General features: G+C 41.0%; 17 protein-coding genes. 1 reads left to right on the top strand and 16 read right to left on the bottom strand.

What is annotated here, in order from left to right:
• Positions 1-46: 46 nt before the first annotated feature.
• The 4 genes from msrB to mecA all read right to left on the bottom strand — a co-directional run bounded on the left by msrB (position 47) and on the right by mecA (position 4,290).
• On the bottom strand, positions 47-985 hold the full coding sequence (msrB, locus tag EKB01_RS01565; RefSeq protein WP_007520243.1) for a peptide-methionine (R)-S-oxide reductase MsrB: 939 nt from the start codon (positions 983-985) through the stop codon (positions 47-49).
• A gap of 258 nt (positions 986-1,243) precedes the next feature.
• Complete coding sequence (gene thrB / locus EKB01_RS01560) at positions 1,244-2,113, bottom strand: homoserine kinase (protein WP_167265416.1); 870 nt, start codon at positions 2,111-2,113, stop codon at positions 1,244-1,246.
• Position 2,114: 1 nt separating this feature from the next.
• Complete coding sequence (locus EKB01_RS01555; protein ID WP_167265415.1) at positions 2,115-3,401, bottom strand: homoserine dehydrogenase; 1,287 nt, start codon at positions 3,399-3,401, stop codon at positions 2,115-2,117.
• Positions 3,402-3,549: 148 nt separating this feature from the next.
• The gene (gene mecA, locus EKB01_RS01550) at positions 3,550-4,290 is read right to left on the bottom strand and encodes an adaptor protein MecA (protein ID WP_167265695.1); all 741 of its coding nucleotides are present in this window, start codon (positions 4,288-4,290) and stop codon (positions 3,550-3,552) included.
• Between the two features lie 122 nt (positions 4,291-4,412).
• Here mecA and EKB01_RS01545 point away from each other — a divergent pair, with 122 nt between their 5' ends.
• Positions 4,413-5,891, top strand: coding sequence for an oligosaccharide flippase family protein (locus EKB01_RS01545; protein ID WP_167265413.1), 1,479 nt, complete (start codon positions 4,413-4,415; stop codon positions 5,889-5,891).
• Positions 5,892-5,936: 45 nt separating this feature from the next.
• On the opposite strand, the gene EKB01_RS01540 is transcribed toward EKB01_RS01545, so the two are convergent.
• The 12 genes from EKB01_RS01540 to aroC all read right to left on the bottom strand — a co-directional run bounded on the left by EKB01_RS01540 (position 5,937) and on the right by aroC (position 20,298).
• A complete protein-coding gene (locus EKB01_RS01540; protein WP_167265411.1) occupies positions 5,937-8,648 on the bottom strand; it encodes an MBL fold metallo-hydrolase in 2,712 nt (903 codons plus the stop codon).
• A gap of 43 nt (positions 8,649-8,691) precedes the next feature.
• Entirely contained in the window at positions 8,692-9,504 is an 813-nt protein-coding gene (locus EKB01_RS01535; protein ID WP_084939790.1) for a LicD family protein, read from the bottom strand.
• Positions 9,505-9,561: 57 nt separating this feature from the next.
• Positions 9,562-11,721 (bottom strand): LicD family protein, encoded by a 2,160-nt coding sequence (locus tag EKB01_RS01530; RefSeq protein ID WP_167265409.1) that lies wholly within the window; start codon positions 11,719-11,721, stop codon positions 9,562-9,564.
• Between the two features lie 21 nt (positions 11,722-11,742).
• Positions 11,743-12,711, bottom strand: coding sequence for a glycosyltransferase family 2 protein (locus tag EKB01_RS01525; RefSeq protein ID WP_167265407.1), 969 nt, complete (start codon positions 12,709-12,711; stop codon positions 11,743-11,745).
• Positions 12,708-13,544: a phosphorylcholine transferase LicD gene (locus tag EKB01_RS01520; RefSeq protein ID WP_001281443.1), complete on the bottom strand. Its 837-nt coding sequence runs from the start codon at positions 13,542-13,544 to the stop codon at positions 12,708-12,710. The genes EKB01_RS01525 and EKB01_RS01520 overlap by 4 nt, the downstream gene beginning before the upstream one ends.
• Before the next feature lie 145 nt (positions 13,545-13,689).
• Entirely contained in the window at positions 13,690-14,985 is a 1,296-nt protein-coding gene (locus EKB01_RS01515) for an LCP family protein (RefSeq protein ID WP_167265405.1), read from the bottom strand.
• Positions 14,982-15,830 (bottom strand): prephenate dehydratase, encoded by an 849-nt coding sequence (gene pheA, locus EKB01_RS01510; RefSeq protein ID WP_167265403.1) that lies wholly within the window; start codon positions 15,828-15,830, stop codon positions 14,982-14,984. Before pheA ends, EKB01_RS01515 begins: the two co-directional genes overlap by 4 nt.
• Positions 15,827-16,303 carry a shikimate kinase gene (locus EKB01_RS01505; protein ID WP_167265401.1) on the bottom strand — a complete coding sequence of 159 codons (477 nt, stop codon included), beginning with the start codon at positions 16,301-16,303 and terminating at the stop codon, positions 15,827-15,829. The genes pheA and EKB01_RS01505 overlap by 4 nt, the downstream gene beginning before the upstream one ends.
• A complete protein-coding gene (gene aroA, locus EKB01_RS01500; RefSeq protein ID WP_167265399.1) occupies positions 16,296-17,579 on the bottom strand; it encodes a 3-phosphoshikimate 1-carboxyvinyltransferase in 1,284 nt (427 codons plus the stop codon). The genes EKB01_RS01505 and aroA overlap by 8 nt, the downstream gene beginning before the upstream one ends.
• A gap of 90 nt (positions 17,580-17,669) precedes the next feature.
• A complete protein-coding gene (locus EKB01_RS01495) occupies positions 17,670-18,008 on the bottom strand; it encodes a YlbF/YmcA family competence regulator (protein ID WP_000065973.1) in 339 nt (112 codons plus the stop codon).
• A gap of 10 nt (positions 18,009-18,018) precedes the next feature.
• Positions 18,019-19,122, bottom strand: coding sequence for a prephenate dehydrogenase (locus EKB01_RS01490; protein WP_167265397.1), 1,104 nt, complete (start codon positions 19,120-19,122; stop codon positions 18,019-18,021).
• Positions 19,123-19,131: 9 nt separating this feature from the next.
• Entirely contained in the window at positions 19,132-20,298 is a 1,167-nt protein-coding gene (gene aroC, locus EKB01_RS01485) for a chorismate synthase (RefSeq protein ID WP_167265396.1), read from the bottom strand.
• Positions 20,299-20,303: the final 5 nt, after the last annotated feature.

Below are 20,303 nucleotides of genomic sequence, written 5' to 3'. Positions count from 1 at the left end.
TCTTATTCTGGAAATGAAGAAAGTGGGAAGCCCCACCCTCTCAGTTTTATTTGTTTAAGTAAGGTAATAGATAGCCATATCCTGCTTTTTCCATCTCATCCTTGGCTACAAAGCGTAAGGAAGCAGAATTAATACAGTAACGCAGACCACCTAACTCCTGAGGTCCATCTGTGAAAACATGACCCAAGTGAGCATTACCTGACCGAGAACGAACCTCGATTCGCTCCATTCCATGACTCAGGTCCTTGTAGTAGTGAATCAATTCCTTAGAAATCGGACGGCTAAAACTTGGCCAACCACAACCTGAGGCAAACTTATCCTTAGCGAAAAAGAGTGGCTCACCCGTCGTGATGTCTACATAAATCCCTTCTTCAAAGGTTTGGTCATAAGCATTACTAAACGGCGCCTCTGTAGCAGCTTCTTGCGTAACACGGTAAGACTCTGATGACAAACTTTCTTTTAACACTTCTTGACTAGGCTTTTCATAGTTGGATGCGTCAATCAATGGCTTCTCAGCATCGGTCACATCGATATGACAATAACCTGAAGGATTTTTCTTGAGATAGTCTTGATGGTAGTCTTCAGCCAAAATGTAGTGGCGAAGTTTCTCCACTTCTACTGCAATCTTTCGACCAAGCATACGCTCCTGCTCCTGCACCACTGTGTAGATAACTGGCAAGTCTGCTTCATCCTGATAGTAAATCCCAGTTCGATATTGGCGACCACGGTCATTCCCCTGCTGGTTAATAGACAAGGGATCAATAACACGGAAATAATAAAGTAAAATTTCTCTAAGTGACACTGCCTTCTCATCATAAATTACTTGAACAGTCTCTGCATGGTCTGTTTCCTTGAGCAGCTGGTAATTGGTTGTTTCGACTTGCCCATTAGCGTAGCCTACACTGGTAGCTAGCACTCCCGAAATTCGGGAAAAATATTCCTCTAAACCCCAAAAACAACCACCTGCTAGATAAATTTCTGCCATCTTTATTTCTCCTTTATCAAGTTTTTAACTAATACTCTTCGAAAATCTCTTCAAACCACGTCAGCTTACATCTGCAACCTCAAAACAGTATTTTGAGCTAACTTCGTCAGTTTCATCTACAACCTCAAAACCATGTTTTGAGCAACCTGCGGCTAGCTTCCTAGTTTGCTCTTTGATTTTCATTGAGTATAAACTTCTTTTCAAAAAAAGGATAGGAAGCCCTCTGGTCAAGAGTTTCCCCATCCTATCTTCTATTCTTTACTTTGTTTCGACACGGACACCTTGGGTATCAACATTCAAATCATGCAGTTTGCCTTTGAAAGACTGCTTTTGCAATTCTGCCTTAATCGCCGGCATCTTGTCATGAGAAGCCAAGACCATAACTGTCGGCCCTGCTCCAGAGAGATAGGTCGCATAGGCCCCATTCTCTTTAGCTACTTGCTTAATCGTCGCAAATTCACGGACCAGACTTTGACGATAACGCTCGTGGAAGAGGTCCCCCTCGATTGCTTGTCCAGCTGTCACCATATCTCCTGCTAACAAGGCTGCAACAGCAACATTTGCGATAGAACTAGCTGCAACTGCTTCCTTGTAGGGCAATTTTTTAGGCAAGACACCACGACTGTCTCGAGTACGCAATTCATAGTTTGGAATGTAGGCTAGGAAATCACATTCTGGGAAGTCTGCTACGATAGCAGAGACTTGCCCTTCAACGGAACTTGCAATAACGAGTTTACCATAAATAGCTGGAGCCACATTGTCAGGATGTCCTTCAATCTTGGTCGCCAGCTGCAATTTGTCATGGTCAGATAAGTTGAGCTTGGCCAGTTGGTTGGCCAGTTCAATCCCAGCAACGATAACCGAGCTAGAAGAACCTAAACCACGCGCCAGGGGAACATCACTGATCATTTTCAAGCGTCTCGGTTGCAAATCAGGCGCAATTTGCAAGGCAATCTTAAGCAAAAGATTACGCTCGTCATGGGGAATCCATTTGCCAATCTGGTGTTCAATCAGCCACTCATCTCGTTCTTCACAGACCTCAATTTGAAGATACTTGGTAACAGCTACACCGACCGAATCAAAACCTGGCCCGATATTGGCACTGGTTGCAGGTACAATAATCTTCATCCTATTCTCCTAACACCTTGAAGGTATTCAAGAGGTCAAATTCTGAAGCTGTGGCCAACTCAGCTGAAACATTCTCAAGTTGTGCTTTATTGATCTTATGAGTGATAATCACTACACGTGCCTTGTCACCCTCTTTGCCATCTTGGAGGATTTGCTTGAAGGAAATATCTTGAGCATTAAAGATTTCAGCCAATTTCAAGACCTGACCTTTTGAGTCTGGCGCCAAGATTGAGAAGTAATAATTAGCTTTGACATCTTCTGGATTTGCCAAGACAAGTTCACAGCTATATTCGTTGAAGTCTTTGCCAATGGTGGCATCATTCAAGCGACGAACGATACGGACAATGTCCGCTACAACACTTGTTGCAGTTGGTTTTTGACCAGCACCTGGTCCGTAGTACATAGACTCACCGATACCAATAGATTCTACAAAAACAGCGTTCATTACCCCATTCACACTGGCAAGTGGATGGGCTTTAGGAAGGAAGGTTGGAGTTACTTCCGCAGCAATACCTGAAGGAGTTTCCTCGATAGAACCTACCAATTTCACTACATAGCCGAGGTTTTGGGCAACAGCTACGTCTTCTGGTGTGATGTTGCGGATTCCCTTGTGGGCTACATCGTCAAAGGCAACCTTCATGCCAAAGGCAAATTGGCTCAAAATCACCATCTTATAAGCTGCGTCAATCCCATCCACGTCATTTGTTGGGTCACTTTCTGCAAATCCAAGTCTTTGAGCTTCAGCCAAAGCATCATCATAAGACCAGCCTTCTTCGACCATTTTGGTCATCATAAAGTTAGAAGTTCCGTTAACGACACCAAGAACGCGCGTGATTTTATCAGAAGCCAATGAATTTGCTAGAGTGCGGAGAATTGGAATCCCACCAGCTACTGCTGCTTCGTAGTAAAGTGCTACATTATGATTTTTAGCGATTTCTAACAATTCTGCACCATGGACAGCCAAAAGGTCCTTGTTAGCAGTAACAACGTGTTTCCCAGCTTCTAAGGCACGAGTGATAAAGGTTTTAGCTGGTTCGATACGCCCCATCAATTCCACTACGATAGTAATGTCCTTGTCTGATAAAATATCGTCTACATTGGTTACAAAGTTAAAGTCATTTCCTGCCGCAAGCAAGCGATTCTTTTCATCTTCATCCTTGACCAATACCTTGGCCACTTCAATCTCCGAATGAGCTGACTGAACGATTTTTTCTCCATTTTCCTTTAGGAGGAATGGCACACCACTTGCAACGGTACCAAATCCAAGTAAAGCAATTTTAACTGTCATGTTTGTCTCCTAGAAATTTTCTGATATAGCCATTATAACAGAATTTTGCGAAAATTCCTAATATAGTAAATCACTATTTCAGTCTGGTAAAGAAAAAACGAATCCCATGATTCGTCTTTCCTGATAAATGAAAATTGATTTCTAAAAACTATGAATGAATTTTTTGAAGACCGAGAACTGCATCGTGATTGATCAAGATTTGCCCATACTCTTGCAAGACTGAACGACTGATATCACTGTCGTCTGCAAATTCACGCATACGAGCCAAGAGCCAGGCTGGATATGGACTAGGATGGTTTTCCACATCAACTAAGATTGTCAAATAGTAGTGTCCATTCATCTTATAGAGTTCAGATGTTTCCATCTGGTAGTTAACCGTCTTTGCAAAAGCAACCAAGTCAGCAAGACTTGTAAAACGCAGGATATAGTAGATATAAGGTTCTTTCTTACTCTCAGTCTCCGTTTCTGTTTGCTCTTGCTCTTCTTCCTTTGCTTCGACCTGCTCTAGAGATTGGATAGCTTCAATATCGTCCTTGGTCTTGTCTGCAATGCTCTTTTCCAAGGTTTTGAGAAATTCATCCGGCGACATTTGGGCTAATTCTTCCATATCTGGTAGGTCCGCCAGATCCTCAAAATCTAAATTTTGGTCAATCTTGGACTTGGTCACAAAGACGTCGACCTTATCAGGTTTTGGCGTCACACGGAAACTCAGCATACCACTATCCAAGAAATTGTCTGGCATCTCTAATTCATCTAAAATAGCATAGAAAAACTCTTCTGTTTTTTCCTGAGGAACGAGAAAGTCTGCAATTTCCATTCCCCGATCCATCAAATCATCTAAAGTCATCGTGATTTTCAGTGTTGTATCACTAATTTGTTTCATCTTCATATCTAGTAACCTCATACTTTCAGTCTATCTATTATACTAGATTTTTACGATTTTATCAAAAGAATGAAGCGAGAATGTGATATAATACTAGATATGATTTTAGATTTAAGAAAGAAAGTTCAATGAAAAATATAAAAGTAAATGCCTTGGCCAGCTTGCTGGTCAATATTCTCAATATCGTTTTTCCACTGATAACCAACCCTTATCTGACGCGGATTCTCAGCAAATCCAATTACGGTTATTTCAATACGGCCAATACCTGGGCTAGCTTTGTTATTCCACTAGCTGCCTTTGGGATATACAACTACGGGATTCGAGCTATCAGTAAGGTCAAGGATGACAAGAATAAAATCAACTACGTCTTTTCTAAGTTGTTTTATATCTCGGTTTTTACCTCTCTCCTGACCACTGGTATCTACTTCCTCATTATCTTCTTTGACACCAGCATTGAGAATCTGAAAGTCCTCTACTACATCCTAGGGGCCCAAGCACTCTTCCAATTTCTCAATATCGAATGGATGAACGAGGCTTATGAAAATTATGCCTTCATCCTCTATAAAACATTAATTATTCGAATTACCATGCTGGTCGCTATCTTCGCCTTTGTTAAAACGGCAGATGATATCGTTCCTTATGCTATCGTTATGACAGCGACCACTATCCTCAACTACCTGCTCAGTTTTCTTTGGATTAAGAGAGAAGTTTCTTTTGTTAAGATTGGTTTCGTCGAATTAGCTAAAGCTTCTAAACCACTCTTTACTATGCTTCTCTTAGCAAACGCTAATATGCTTTATACCTTGCTAGATAGAATGTTTATCACCAAGGGACCAGATGAAAACTACATTTCTTATTATACAATTGCCTATAGTATCGTCATGTTGATTGCCAGTGTCTTGAGTGGAGCTATCAACGTCAGTATTCCGCGCCTTGGCTACTATCTCGGTAAAAAGGATTACAAGTCCTATAATTATCTCGTGAATCAAGCGGCATCCTTATTCTATTTCCTTATGGTTCCAACTAGTATCGGGATTATGATATTGGGACGGTACGCAACTGTTATTTATTCTTCTGAAAAATATCTTGAAGCGGGTATCGTAACTAGCGTCTTCGCTTTTCGTACCATCATTTGGGCTATTGAATTGATTCTTGGTAAACAGATTATCTTTATCAACGACCATGAAAATCGCTTAACCGCCTTCTACTTCCTTGGTGGTGGGGCCAATATACTATTAAATAGCATCTTGTATTTCAATAATATTTTTGCACCTGAGTACTACATCGCTACGACCATTATTGCAGAAACTATCGTTGTTTTACTTGAAATTCATTTTATCAAGAAACACCAACTGATTAGTTTAAAAGAAATTTTTATAACCTTAACACGTTATAGCCTCATATCCCTTGGTTTTATCCCAATCTTTTATATTTTCAAGATGATTTTCCAAATCAATTCCTACACAGTAAACTTCGATATGATTCTCATGGTTCTGTCTACCATAGCAACTTGTGGCATCTATTACCTCTTGACCCTCTTTATCGCTAAAGATAAAACACTCCACTATGCTCTGAACTTAGTACTTGCTAAAATAAAACGAAATTAAAAAAATCCCCTACTGATAAATTATTTGCCAGTAGGGGATTCCTCTTTATTCGTTTTCTTTCTTTTCAGAAGCGTTGGCTTCTAGATTTGAATCTTGTTTAGGTTGTTCAACAATAGAGGAATTAGCTTCTTGTTTCTTTTCTGGCTTGACTGCATCGCTATACACAGCAGTAGCAACAGCCTGTTTCCAGATACCTTCTTCGTTTACTTTGTAACCATCAGGTGTTGTTGCATTCTTCAATAAAGAACCATCAACTTGGAAATAGTACCAGTTACTATCAAGCTGTTTCCAACCAGTTTGCATAGCTCCTGTTGAATCAAAGTAATATTGATCACCATTTACTTTATGAAGGCCAACCAACATGATACCATCTTCAGGATTTAGATAATACCAGACGCCTTTGTCTTTTATCCAGCCAGTTTTCATGGCTCCGTTTGATTCAAAGTAACGATAATGATTATCAAACCATTTCCAGCCAGTTTGCATGGCACCAGATCCACTAAAGTAATATTGTTTACCATCTACTTGATGGAGGCCGACTAACATAACGCCTTCCTTACCTTCAAGATAATACCAGGCATCACCATCTTTCAACCAACCAGTTTGGACTGCGCCAGACATAGCGTAATAATGCCAAGAATCATTTGACCACTGCCATCCAACTTGCATGATACCTGAGGATTTGAAGAAATAGGTTTTACCGTCAATTTCTTTAGAGCCTACAGCCATGATACCTGTTTCTGGATCCAAATAATACCATGATTCATTATCTTTCAACCAACCAGTTTTCATAACTCCAGAACTTGCAAAATAGTTCCAGTGACCATCAATAAAGGCCCAGCCTGTTTGCATGGCACCACTGACATTCAAATAGTAACGGACACCATTGATATCTTGGCTGCCAGTTAACATGATGCCATCTTTATCCAAATAATACCATGTTTCCTGATCCTTGATCCAACCAGTTTTCATAGCTCCAGAACTTGCAAAATAGTTCCAGTGACCATCAACAAAGGCCCAGCCTGTTTGCATGGCACCACTAGCATTCAAATAGTAACGAACACCATTGATATCTTGGCTGCCAGTTAACATGATGCCATCTTTATCCAGATAATACCATGTTTCCTGATCCTTGACCCAGCCGGTTTTCATAGCTCCAGAACTTGCAAAATAGTTCCAGTGACCATCAACAAAGGTCCAGCCAGTTTGCATGACACCTTCTTGATTAAAGTAGTACGTGCTTCCATTAATATTCTTTTTACCGACAGTCTTTAGCCCATCCTCATCATAGAAATACCAATCAGAATCAATCTTTTGCCAAGTTGAAGGCTTACCTGCTGCTTGGAGTGCACCACTTTCGCTAAAGAACATCTTCTTGCCATTATAGACTTGATGTCCTGTTAGCATCTTCCCATCTGCCGCAAAGAGATACTTTTTCCCTCCAATTTCAGAGAGCTCGCTAAATCGTCTAGCACCATTTGATTGGATATAATACCAAGAGTCATCTAGTTTGAACCAACCACCAGTTTGCATTTTACCATTTTGGTTCAGATAGTAATCATTCCCTTTGGCATTTTCTCCCCAGTCGTCGTTAAGGTGAAGCCAGCGACCTGCTTGCATTTGTCCTTTTCCATTAAAGAAGTAAGTGGCTCCGCCAATCTCTTTCCAGCCGATAGCCATTTCTCCGTCAGTCAAACGATATTTCCAATAACCATCTTCTTGATACCATTTTTCGTCAACTACAGGGATATCAGGGAAGGTATTTGAAACATTAGCAAATCCTTTATCGCTAATATCAAAAACGGTAGCATCTTGAGTTTGGCTAGCAGCATGAAGAACCTGAATATTTTTCTTCTGAAGGTATTCTCTGGTTGAAGCAACATTAATATCTCCACCAGTTGTCTGAATAACCATTTTTGGTGATAAGTTTTCAAGGAAATTAATCGTATTTGAAATTGTCGCATCATAATGGTGGTTCCATTTCATCATATCAACCTTGCCGATAACTGGACCTAACTTATCTTCTGCTCCCTCGGCATTATCCAAATCTCCACCAAGATAGATTCTCTTTCCTGCCACAGTCACCACTGAAACAATGGAGTTGGAGTTATCATCTCGAACTCTTTTCAGATTCCCATCAGCATCATATTCATTCTTATAGTTATAGAGTTGGATATCCATATCACCTAATTTAAAGTGACTATCCTCATCTGTAATATTCTGAATAAGAGTAACCCCTCGTTTTTGAGCCGCTCTCAAAGCATTATCATAATTAAAAAGATTATCCCAAAGTCCCCAGTGTGAGGTGATCCGATCATCTGAATATTTTTTCAAATAAAACTTACCGACTTGATATCGATTGAGTATTTCATCCGCTCCACCAATATGGTCACTATGGACATGAGTTCCTAGAATAAAATCTAATTTTTTTACACCTATTTGATCCAGGTGGCGAATCAAGCGATCTTCCAATACTTGATTATTTCTCATGGAAATTCCCCAGCGGCTTGGATAGCGTGGGTCACTCCCATCAGGGAAATCATAGTCTTCTCCCATATCAATCAAAGCATAATGACCATTACTTTCCAGAAGGATGGCATCACTTCCAGATTTTGCTTTAGTATTTATGAAATGGATACGATTGACCGAACCTGCAGAGATAGTATCTGCATCTACTCCTTGCGATAACTGAATCAGTAATAGAAAGAATGCGAGAACACTATATCTAACTGATTTTAATAACCATTTATTTTTCATCTTGAAAACTCCTTTATCTTAACAATAAGCAACTTTTACTAATCTAATCAATCCAGTAGTTTTTATCCCCTCCTGGGACTTGCTGCTCAATAGGGGGTGGAGTCATATAGTTTTCTCCAAATTCGTAGACAAGTACTTCATGGTACCTTCTCGGAACCTTGACCACAATGTTTTCATAAGGCATATCAATCAAATCATAGAGCCATTCTTTTTTTATACCATTTGGATAATAAGGGTCATAGATAGTACAAGTAAGATCTGTTGCTTGATCTACACTATACTTCAAAGCAAGGCTCTCTAATTTTTGATTCCATAGCTGTGGGGAAGTTAAGCGGAAAATAGCTGATCCCATATAACGAGGGAGGTTTTTAAGTCCCCCATTCTCAGACTTGATCCCTTTAAAATTCAAAGAAGAAAGACGAATCAAATATTTGTAGAGCCTCATTTTCTTACGGTCACTTTCTTGTGTTACGACACCATCATATGGAAAAATGTCAACACAAGTTCCCAATACGACCGTTGGGTCTACGAGGTTAGCATCTCGACGAGTCCTTACATCATAGACTCTCATATAACTGTATGGGTATCCCTTTGTTTCTCTGAATGAAATCAATTTGTAGTAGGGATGATTTTCATTTTGTAAAACCTTATACAGTTTTTCAAATTCATCACGCGCCAAGGAAATATCTGTATCATCATCCCAAGGGATAAATCCTTTATGGCGTACAGCTCCTAGTAAGGTTCCAAAATCAATAAAGTATTTGATTTGATGTTGTTCACAAAGCTCATGTAGATACTTTAAAATATCCAATTCTACTTGCTTGATTTCTTCAAGAGTTAAAGTTCTTTCAGACATAGGTTTTATTCTCCTAAATTTGACTATATTTTTAAACGTTTCTTAATCCCAATCCCGTCATTTAGACCTTTTAACAATCTTCCATAATTTAAAATCATGATGAGATACTCTTTGTTCAACCGGTGGCAATTGCATATAGTCTCCGTAGTCTGAGGTCAAAATTTCATGATAATTTTTCGGAATGGTAAATTCCTTACCTTCAAATGTTCCAGTAGTAGCTTGTTCCAGCCATTCACGTCTCCACACTGGTTTGTTCATATCTTTGTAGATAAGATAATCCACTTGCTCATAATCTGAGACTTTACGGGATTTTGCAAGCTCTTCAATCTGGGCAACGTATTTGTTCGTATTGGTGAAATAGAAAATAATAACTGACACATAGCGTAGCAGTGAATTCAGTACACTTTTCGTATTAGTAATGCCTTTAAAGGTGTAGCAACTCAATTGACGTTTCTTTATCAGTTTCGTCATCTTGTTTTTAAATTCTACGTCATCCTCGTAGCCATCTACAGGGAAAATATCTACATAGATTCCCATATTGGAATCGATGCGAACATCTTCTTCTAGCAAGTAGGTATGGTTATCCTGCACTTTCATGAAGGGATAGACATAGTTGAGATTGTTTTTATAAGACATGACCTCGTAACGTTCATCAGGGTTAGCGATAAGGTAGTCTTGCAATTTTTCATAATCTTCTCGTAACATGCAGATATCCATGTCATCATCCCAAGGGATAAATCCTTGATGGCGAACAGCACCAATTAGACTTCCATATGCTAAGAAATACTTAACCCCTATTTTCTGACAAACTTCATGAATATACTCCATGATTCCAAGTTCCATCTCTTGAATTTCATTGACATCTGTTACTTCTTGGTACCGAACTCCTTCATCCCGTTTGCAGACTACGAGTCCATAGCCAATCGCTAGCCAGAAGATGATATTAATAAAGTTGGTTGAATACATAATCTGACTTTCAAATAATTGACCAAACAAGATACCGAAGAAAAGGATCATGATCAATTTATCAGTATTTTTCTTTGAAACAATCAAATACGTTAAAAAGCGCTTGATGACATAAGCCAGTACAAGAAGGAAGGATACCAAACCTAGAACTCCCGAACTGACAAATATGGTCACAAAAATGTTATGGAAATTCCCACCGATAAGGGAGTTTTGAATCTCAAATTTACTGAAATATTCTGTATAGTAATCTGGAACATTTCGTACACCATAACCAAAAATTGGTTTTGTACTTCCCATCTTGATGGCATTTTTCCAAATATAGGTTCTACCACTTGGTGTTGTTTCGATCAGATGGAGCTCACCGTTCTTCTTAGTAACAGACGAATCTGTTTCAGCATAGGATTGTCCTTTGTTTAAATCTAAGACAGTCGCTGTTTCAGATGAGATATAGATTGAAGTTACATAGCTTAATCCAATATTAGTTGCAGTAATCAGCAAACCAGCAACTATAAAAGTGAGGAATCGTTTAACGATACTTCCTCTAGTAGCAAAGAAACTATAGAGTCCAATCATGAGAAGTAAAGAAAGTAAGGCTCCTCGACTTTGCATCGTAGCGAAGTAAACGAATTGAATCACATTGTTCAGTTTAAGATAAACAGAATATTTACTTCCCTTATGGATCAAATACATAGCCAAAATAATGCTAATGTATGAAAATATCGCACTTGCATTTGGATTGACAATCCCCCACAGACGTCCATTCATGACACCATAGTAATAAGATTGTTCACCAATCTTAAATAGGATGAGGACTCTACTTATCAATAAACCAAACGCAAAAATTGCTGAAGAAAAAGATACAATTTGAACCGTATAGGCAATCCAGTCAAATAATTTTTTAAGTTGCCCTGATTGTAACATGGTAAATAATAAAACATAGGTTACCATGAAGAGAATTTCAATCACATTTCCAATCAGATGTCCAGAGCGATTGAAGACAGCAGATAGCAGGTGACTTCCAGCTAAGAGTCCAAATAAGGATAGAAATTTGCGATCTACTGTGATTTCTTTCCACTTAAACAATAAGGTATAGCAAATATAAAGCACTACAATCGCGGACAATCCCTTGTAGAGGGGATTTGCTATCTTATAAACCAGTGAACTCATACTTAAAATCGAAATGAAAACAAATAGATACGCAATCCATGGTTTTGATTTTTCAAAGTATTCATCCATTTTTGAAAAATTCATTTTCAACTCCTTCTCATGATATTAGTTTTTTAATCCAACAATTTTCTTATATAGCCATGGAGAAATGACAAGTGAAAGGATCGCTACCTTGCGAAAAGTAGTGAAATAAGCATCCTTCCATATTTCGCGTCGATGCTGAACAATCCAAGTCCTCAGCTCGACCTTCTCCTTTTGATACTCTTCACTTGAAGTAAAGATAATTTTATCGTAAACTGTGATGTACGACCAACATTCTCTATTTTTTAATTCATATTTTAAATTAGGAAAGACTTGTGAAACTTGAGCAATTATTTGCTGATAAACTTCTATCGTATCAAACACATGCTGATTAACAGATGTTGTTGCACTTCCCTCACGATGATCATAATAATAAACAGGCTTGTCAATAAATACGCTACTGCATCTTGTCTTTAGTAGCAATTCAGTTAAAAATAAGGCATCTTCAGCTAGGTGATAATTTGTATTAAACCTTTCATCCGCAAGCAGGTCTCTCTTAAACAGTTTTGCAACTGGAAAAAATGACGTTCTGGTGGTCATCAGTAGTTCCTTCATGGTTTCTTCTGTTGACCAGAGTTCTGTTTTTCCAGAATGTGGAGGTAGGTCTGTTACAACGCCATTTTTAATATGGTGCAGAGGAGCAATAACAAAGCCTACATTCAACCCCTCAACTGCACTAGCTAAAGTAGCTAGGTAATCCTGGGTAACGAAATCATCGCTATCAATAAAGGTAACCCAAGAACCCGTCGCTAGCTGAATTCCCATATTTCTAGCATTTGAAACACCAGCATTTTCGATATGATGAGCCTTGATATTCCCATACTGAGATGCTAAGTGATCACAGATCTGTCCGCTGGAATCAGTAGAACCATCGTTGATTAAGATTAACTCAAAATGGGCATAAGTCTGTTGAAGAATCGACTCCACACATCGCTCCAGATAGGCTTCTACATTGTAGACCGGAACGATAACGCTTATTTTTTCTCCCATCATGCTCCATATTCTCCCTTGTATTCTGTATAAGACTTATCCATATCAGCTATGACAGCATCATGATGCGGTACTTGCTTGTCCGCTGGTGGTGGTGTCATATAGTCCCCAAAAGCAGTTCTGAGATAGGCATCATAGCCGACTGGGATGGGCATCTCTGTTCCTTCAAATGGCAAGAAAAGATTGTCTTCAAAGGATGCGATTGGGTATTTGTTTCGCATGTAGCCGGGACCTGAGCATAATTCCGTAATTCCATCGCTCTCAGCCAGACCATACTTGGTCATTTCTTTTTCAGCTTTTTTCCAAATGCGATAACGTAGAGATTTTGGAGTCAGGCCGAGTAAGATGCGACTTCCCCATTTCATGACTGCACCATGCTTTTCTGGGATAGTTTGGGCGCAAAAGAGTGAATAAATCAAGGCCCAACGAACCTGTTTCTTACGCTCAGCCGGATTTTTAGGATAATAATCCAAAGGTAACACATCCAAGGCCAAACCGTGGGGCAAATCCAAATCTTTCTGATAAGGCTTGATACAGGTGGTTTCCTTGTCACGAATGGTAATAAAAAGGTTACGGTCTACAAAATCCTTGTTACTCTTTGACAAGAAATAACGCTCATCTGCATAACGGGGCCACAGTTCTGCTAATTTTTCATAGTCCTTGCGGGGCATGAAAAAGTCTAAGTCATCATCCCAAGGAATGAAGCCCTTATTACGAAGGGCGCCAATAGCTCCTCCTCCACAGAGGTAGCACAACAAATCATGTTCTTTACAAAATGCGACGAAATATTCAGCCATTTCCAGGCTACGAGCCTGAATCGCTTTCAAATCACTCATATCTCTCCTCTTCTGTCCAATAACGAGTTATATCATTTTATTATACCATAAAAAAGCCTTAAAAATCTATCAGATAGTAAGAAAAACCAAAGCTCAGACCACCATTTCACTAGTGAATCAAACTTTGATTTTCATTTATAGCCTTTTATCTCATCCCCATTTGAGCAAGTTTGGTTTGGTATTTATTTTGATCGACAAGAAGTCCTTGCCCTCCATAGACATCATAAGCATCTACCCAATCACCAAGTTCTGGGACGGTGAGTCTTTCAATTCCATTTTGAGCACCTTCTAGAACAGATAAGCCATTGGTCAACAAGAAGCTATACGGTAGATTTGTTGATGTCATGCCAAAGACTTTTCCAAGTGCCTCAGAACCTGTGAAGAGTTTGGTTGGATCTTTGATTTGCTCAAGAACTGCTGACATGACTTGTTGTTGTCTCTTGGTACGACCATAGTCCCCTTCATCATCATCACGGAAACGAGCATAGTTCAGCAAGGTGGATCCATTCATCTGCTGTTTTCCAACTTTGATAGTTTGAGTTGGGGACTCTGTCTCTGTTGCATGAAGGTCATCTCCAACTGTGGCTTCTGTCAAAGGTTGACCATTCAATGTTGAGAATTGGGCATCAATCGTTACTCCGTCAGGGAAGAGGGTATCAATGGCTGTTGCAAAGGCCTGGAAGTCAACTAGAGCATAGTACTTAATATCCAAATCAAAGTTGTCTTTTAGAACCTTGCGGACCATTTCAGCCCCTTTTTGCCCTTCTTGTTCCCCAAGTTCATAGGCAACATTTAGTTTGTTATCCATTTGTTTCTGGCCATTTACAATCTTACTATACCCGTCGATATAAACTAAGTTGTCACGCATAAAGCTGACTAGCTTGATCTTTTTATCCGATCCGCTGACATTCAGCACCATGATCGTATCGGTACGGGTTTCTGCACTATTTTGACCGATACGGCCATCTGTCCCCATGACTAGGATATTCACACCGTCTTTGGTATCCTGACCGTTAAAGACCTCTACTTGAGCCGCCTTGGCGTCAGCTGGCTTATTTGTTGGATTGGCCGCTGACTGGAATCCTCGAAGAAACATTAAAATCATCCCTGCAGCCACACATGTAATCAACAGCAAGAACCAAGTCAGTATTCGTTTGAAGCGAATTCTTCTTTTTTTCTTTTTGACTTTAGGCAGAGGAGCTACCTTTTCACGTCTCTTAGATCGACTTCTACTGCCATAAGTCGGAAGATCAATATCTCTACCCCAAGTTTCTTCTTTTTCCTCTTGGTAGAAATGGTGAACTTCAGACTTGGGACCTGTCATTTTTTGTTGCAGATAATCAAACTCCCTCCGTTCACGGTCGTTGAGGTAATGAATATTTTTGAAGAGATAGTCATAACGTAACTGCTCGTGATGACTTAAAGGATTTTCTTTGCTCATTGACTCTCCTTTTCTAAATCAGTTATGGTAAAAATTGGGTAGGTTCCCAGAATCTTGTGCTGGATCCCAATGGCCTCTAGTTCTTGTCTGGCAAAATGAACCAGTTCTTTGTCACTATAGTCCACATCAATAATGAAAAAGTATTCTCCTAAGGCTGTTTTAAGGGGGCGACTTTCAATCTTTGTTAAGTCAATCCCTCTCCAAGCAAAAGTCGAAAGTGCCTTGTAAAGAGCACCAGGTAGGTTGTCTGGTAAGGTCAAGGCCAAACTCATTTTTTCAGCTTGTGAGTTCAAAGGAATCTTCGGTATCTCTGCCCCTAACACCCAAAAACGTGTGAAATTGGCTTCCATTTCCTGAATATCCTCTGCAATCAATTCCAATCCATATTCTTCAGCTGAACTTCTAGGAGCAATAGCTGCGTATGGCTGGTCTGGATGCTCTGAAATAAAGCGAGCTGCATAGGCGGTACTGGCTGTTACCTCAATTTTGGCCTCTGGATAGTGCATATCGATGAATTTCTTTCCTTGAGCCAGAGCCTGAGGATGGGAAAAAATCTTCTCAATTTTTGACTGACCTGGAACTGCCATCAGCTGCTGGTGAATGGGTTGAACAATTTCTGCAACTGCTTGGATGCGAGCCTGGTGAAAAAGGTAATCCAAACTTTCATGGACACTACCTTCAATGGAGTTTTCAACTGGTACCACAGAATAGTCCACCAAGCCCTGTTCATAGGCCTTGATGACATCTGTGATATTGGCAAAAGCCTGCAATTCCTCTTTGGGAAAGGCTGTCTGCACAACATGATGCGAAAAAGATCCCTTGGGACCTAGATAGGCAATTTTCATCTCAGTTCCTCTATAATTTCCTCTGGGCTTAGCTTGGTCACATCCAGAACTTGACTGGCTATTTCCTCATACCAAGCTTGTCTTTCTTGGAAAATAGCTGCCAGTTCTTCCTTACTATTATTTAGAAACAGTGGGCGCTGATTGTCCTTGTCAGCTGCGATACGTTGGTAGAGGGTTTCAAAATCGGCTTTCAGATAGATGTTATCGGGATTAGTCTTGAGCAAGTCACGATTTCTCTGAGAAATGACAACTCCTCCGCCAGTTGACACAACTCGGTCCGTTTTTAGTAAGGCAGCTAGGACTTCTGACTCTACTTGACGAAAGGCCACTTCTCCTTTCTCAGCGAAGAAATCCGCAATGGACATGCCCAAACGTTCCTCGATTAAGGCATCCATATCGATGTAGTCTGGGTCCAATCCTCTTGCAATAGTCGATTTGCCAGCCCCCATAAAGCCTAATAACACCTTAGCCATGAATCAAGCTCTCCAAATCATCAAAGAAGCTAGGATAGCTGGTATTGATGGCTTCAGCACGGTCAAGTTCCACTTCTCCATCAGCAACCAAGAGGGCTGCGATAGCTGTCATCATGCCAATTCGGTGGTCACCAAACGTATTGACTCTAGCGCCATGAAGGGTTGATTTCCCTTTGATAACCATTCCATCTGTAGTAGGTGTGATATCCGCCCCCATGCTATTTAAGGCATCTGCCACCACTTGAATGCGGTCGGTTTCCTTGACCTTGAGTTCCTCAGCATCCCTAATGACCGTTACACCTTGCGCCTGTGTCGCCAAAAGAGCAATAATCGGCAATTCATCAATCAAACGGGGAATCAAGGCTCCACCAATCTCTGTCCCTTTCAAGTCTGAAGACTCAACAGTCAAAGTAGCAGATTTAGCGACTGGGTCAATTTCAGTTATTTCTAGTTTTCCACCCATGGCACGAATGACATCAATAATACCAGTACGCGTTTCATTAATGCCCACATTCTGCAGCACCACACGAGAATTTGGAACAATCAAACCTGCGACCAACCAAAAGGCTGCACTGGAAATATCTCCTGGAACAACTACCTTTTGTCCGTTCAGTTTTTGTGGTCCTTGAACTGTGATTTTTTTGCCATCCACACTTAAATGACCACCAAATTGCTGTAGCATATCTTCGGTGTGGTTGCGAGTACATTCTTTCTCGATAATAACGGACTCCCCCTGAGCCTGCAAGCCTGCAAATATCAAGGCAGACTTAACTTGAGCAGAGGCGATTGGCAACTCATAGTGAATAGGTGTTAGATTTTTTGTTCCTTTGAGGCGAAGAGGAGGCAGGTCTCGCTCAGTTTGCCCTGAAATACTAACGCCCATTTTTTTCAATGGAATCGTCACACGATCCATAGGACGTTTGGAAAGACTATCGTCTCCGAACATCTCTACTTCGAAGTCTGCACCAGCAAGGACACCTGAGATCAGACGAATCGAGGTGCCAGAATTTCCCATATCCAAGGCGTTTTGCGGAGCTTTTAAGCCATCCATGCCTACACCTTGAATGGTAATGACCCCATCTTTGTCCTCAATTTCAACACCAAGGTCACGAAAAACCTGCATGGTTGAAAGTACATCCTCTCCACGCAAAATATCATAAACCTTAGTCTCGCCCTCAGCCAAACTTCCAAAAATAATCGAACGATGGCTGATAGACTTGTCACCTGGAACCCGGATACTGCCATGTAAGTGGCGAATATTTGTTTTTAGTTTCATAGTTGACCTCATACTTGCAATACTTTTTCTTATTTTATCACAAAAAAGCCAGAAATTCCTGAAATTTCTGGCTTTTATACAGATAAAATACTATTTCAACAATTCTGAAACAGGTTCAAAGACAATTTTTTCAATGTCTGAAAGGTATATAGACAATTGTTGCTGTTTGGCAAAGAAATCTGACAAAAGAGCGTTCTCTTGGATTTGCTTACTGAAAGACTGCATCTTTTCTTGGAAAGAGGCGTCTGGCATTTGTCCCGTTTGCGCCATGACTTGGATTTCTTGCTGGAAAGCGAGATAGTCTGCAAAAATCTTGCTAGCTTGTTCATCAGCTTGGATGGCATCTTTTGCTGCCTTGACCGCCTTGTATTCTGGTAATTCGCGTAACCCACGGCTGAGTTCATTTGCACTATCGTAAATATTTGACATGATTTTCTCCTTATTTGATGACGACTGTGTAGTCTGTATTTTCTGTAATTAAGCGCTCAGCTCGTTCCAGATCCTGAGCATTTTTAAAGGAAATTTGTAGAATCCCGTGAACATCCTCACGGTTTTCTTCGTTGATGTGAATGTTGACCAAGGAAGTTCCACGTAGCAATTCCAAAATCCGCAAGATGACATCTTCTTCATCGGGAACGTCGACATAGAGGTCGTAAGAGCTATCCACACCACCACGCTTATGGATTTCCATAGCCTGCCGTTGCTCACGTGCTTGATTGAAAAAGTTCCAAATTTGCTCTTCATCTCCCTTGCTGATAGACTGACCAATCGCTTCCAAACGCTCCTTGAAATCCGCAATTCGCTCTAGAATGGTCTCACGATTAGACAAGAGAATGGAAGTCCACATACCTGGCTCACTCTCTGCAATCCGAGTCATATCTCGAAAACCACCCGCTGCAAAGCGCCTTGCCATTTCATGTTCTTGAGCATAAACTGCTGTCTGCTCCATAAGGCTGGAAGCCAGAATATGAGGAAAATGGCTAATCTGAGAAGTCACCCGATCATGCTCCTTGGCATCAATCTCGATAAAACGAGCATGAAGGCCTGAAAGCAGATCCTTCATTTCCTCAAGTGTGTCAGGACTTGTCAGGCTCGAAGGTGTGAAGATATAGTAGGCATTTTCAAAGAGATTAACATCCGCAGAGGCAGCCCCTGTCTTGTGGCTACCGGCCATGGGATGGGCCCCGACAAAGCGAACAGGATTGCCAGCTAAATGTTCCTCCGCCGCATCCACGATGGCTGACTTGGTCGAGCCTGCATCCGAGATAATGACGCCTTCTTTCAAGTCTAAATCTGCCAACTCCTTAATAAAAGCAATGGTCTGCTTGATTGGCAAGGTCAGGATGATGACATCTGCTAGGGGAGCGAAACTGGCAAAATCATCCGTCGCACGGTCAATCATCCCCCGCTCCAAGGCAATGTCTCTCGAAGCCTGACTGCGATTATAACCCAAAATTTCATAATCAGGATGATCACGCTTAATACCGAGTGCCATAGAAGCACCAATCAAACCGAGACCTGTGATATAGATGGTTTTTGCCATAAGGACTCCTTAATAGTTCTTTGTATAGTCTCGGTGCTTGGCAACTGCCTCTTTTAATTCCTCTAGATTGTCAGATGAGAATTTTTCAAGGATTTCTTGCGCCAGAACCGTTGCCACAACAGCTTCCATGACCACACCTGCTGCTGGAAGGGCGGTCGGATCACTTCTCTCCACGGTTGCCTTGTAAGGTTCGTGGGTTTCGATATCCACACTCATGAGTGGTTTATAGAGAGTGGGAATGGGTTTCATAACACCACGAACAACAATGGGTTGCCCATTGGTCATGCCACCTTCGAAACCACCTAGATTATTGGTACGGCGAGTATAACCGTCTTCTTTAGACCAGAGAATTTCATCCATAACCTGGCTGCCTTTTCGGTAACCAGCTTCAAATCCAAGACCAAATTCCACCCCTTTAAAGGCATTGATAGAGACAACTGCTTGGGCCAATCGCGCATCTAATTTTCTGTCCCATTGGACATAGGAGCCAAGGCCAACTGGAACGCCTCCGACGACTGTCTCTACAACCCCACCGATGGTATCACCGTCACGTTTGATTTGGTCAATATAGTCCTTGATTTCTTGTTCCCGTTCTTGGTTGACAATAGAAACTTCAGACTGGGCAGCTCGTTCCTTAATCTCAGCGACTGTCAGATTTTCAGGTACATCGATTTCCTTGCCACCAAAAACCACGACATGGTTGGCAATCTCCATATCCAGCTCAGCTAAGAGACGTTTGGCTACTGCCCCAACTGCCACTCGCATGGTGGTTTCACGAGCTGATGAGCGCTCCAAAGAATTTCGCAAATCATCAAAACGGTACTTGATGCCCCCAACCAAATCGGCATGACCGGGACGTGGATGGGTGATTTTTCGTTTGCTTTTAAGGCGGTCTTCAATGTCCTCTGCAGACATGATGTCCAGCCATTTTTGGTGGTCTTTGTTGATGACATCCATGGTAATAGGAGCCCCTGTCGTTTTCCCGTGACGAACGCCCGAAGTAAAGACAACCTGGTCACTCTCAATCTTCATACGACCACCACGACCGTAGCTACCCTGACGGCGTTTAAGGTCTCCATTAATATCCTCAGCCGTCAAAGGAAGTCCAGCGGGAATTCCTTCAATGATAGCCGTCAAACGAGGACCGTGTGATTCTCCTGCAGTTAAATATCTCATACGTT

The organism is Streptococcus sp. CCUG 71758, assembly GCF_011714815.1.
Lineage (GTDB): Bacteria > Bacillota > Bacilli > Lactobacillales > Streptococcaceae > Streptococcus > Streptococcus halitosis.
This window is presented reverse-complemented; position numbering and strand designations above follow the sequence as displayed.

Excerpts from the sequence above, each read along its gene's own strand:
- msrB (WP_007520243.1), bottom strand. The coding sequence starts at position 985 with ATGGCAGAAATTTATCTAGCAGGTGGTTGTTTTTGGGGTTTAGAGGAA.
- thrB (WP_167265416.1), bottom strand. The coding sequence starts at position 2,113 with ATGAAGATTATTGTACCTGCAACCAGTGCCAATATCGGGCCAGGTTTT.
- EKB01_RS01555 (WP_167265415.1), bottom strand. The coding sequence starts at position 3,401 with ATGACAGTTAAAATTGCTTTACTTGGATTTGGTACCGTTGCAAGTGGT.
- mecA (WP_167265695.1), bottom strand. The coding sequence starts at position 4,290 with ATGAAGATGAAACAAATTAGTGATACAACACTGAAAATCACGATGACT.
- EKB01_RS01545 (WP_167265413.1), top strand. The coding sequence starts at position 4,413 with ATGAAAAATATAAAAGTAAATGCCTTGGCCAGCTTGCTGGTCAATATT.
- EKB01_RS01540 (WP_167265411.1), bottom strand. The coding sequence starts at position 8,648 with ATGAAAAATAAATGGTTATTAAAATCAGTTAGATATAGTGTTCTCGCA.
- EKB01_RS01535 (WP_084939790.1), bottom strand. The coding sequence starts at position 9,504 with ATGTCTGAAAGAACTTTAACTCTTGAAGAAATCAAGCAAGTAGAATTG.
- EKB01_RS01530 (WP_167265409.1), bottom strand. The coding sequence starts at position 11,721 with ATGAATTTTTCAAAAATGGATGAATACTTTGAAAAATCAAAACCATGG.
- EKB01_RS01525 (WP_167265407.1), bottom strand. The coding sequence starts at position 12,711 with ATGATGGGAGAAAAAATAAGCGTTATCGTTCCGGTCTACAATGTAGAA.
- EKB01_RS01520 (WP_001281443.1), bottom strand. The coding sequence starts at position 13,544 with ATGAGTGATTTGAAAGCGATTCAGGCTCGTAGCCTGGAAATGGCTGAA.
- EKB01_RS01515 (WP_167265405.1), bottom strand. The coding sequence starts at position 14,985 with ATGAGCAAAGAAAATCCTTTAAGTCATCACGAGCAGTTACGTTATGAC.
- pheA (WP_167265403.1), bottom strand. The coding sequence starts at position 15,830 with ATGAAAATTGCCTATCTAGGTCCCAAGGGATCTTTTTCGCATCATGTT.
- EKB01_RS01505 (WP_167265401.1), bottom strand. The coding sequence starts at position 16,303 with ATGGCTAAGGTGTTATTAGGCTTTATGGGGGCTGGCAAATCGACTATT.
- aroA (WP_167265399.1), bottom strand. The coding sequence starts at position 17,579 with ATGAAACTAAAAACAAATATTCGCCACTTACATGGCAGTATCCGGGTT.
- EKB01_RS01495 (WP_000065973.1), bottom strand. The coding sequence starts at position 18,008 with ATGTCAAATATTTACGATAGTGCAAATGAACTCAGCCGTGGGTTACGC.
- EKB01_RS01490 (WP_167265397.1), bottom strand. The coding sequence starts at position 19,122 with ATGGCAAAAACCATCTATATCACAGGTCTCGGTTTGATTGGTGCTTCT.
- aroC (WP_167265396.1), bottom strand. The coding sequence starts at position 20,298 with ATGAGATATTTAACTGCAGGAGAATCACACGGTCCTCGTTTGACGGCT.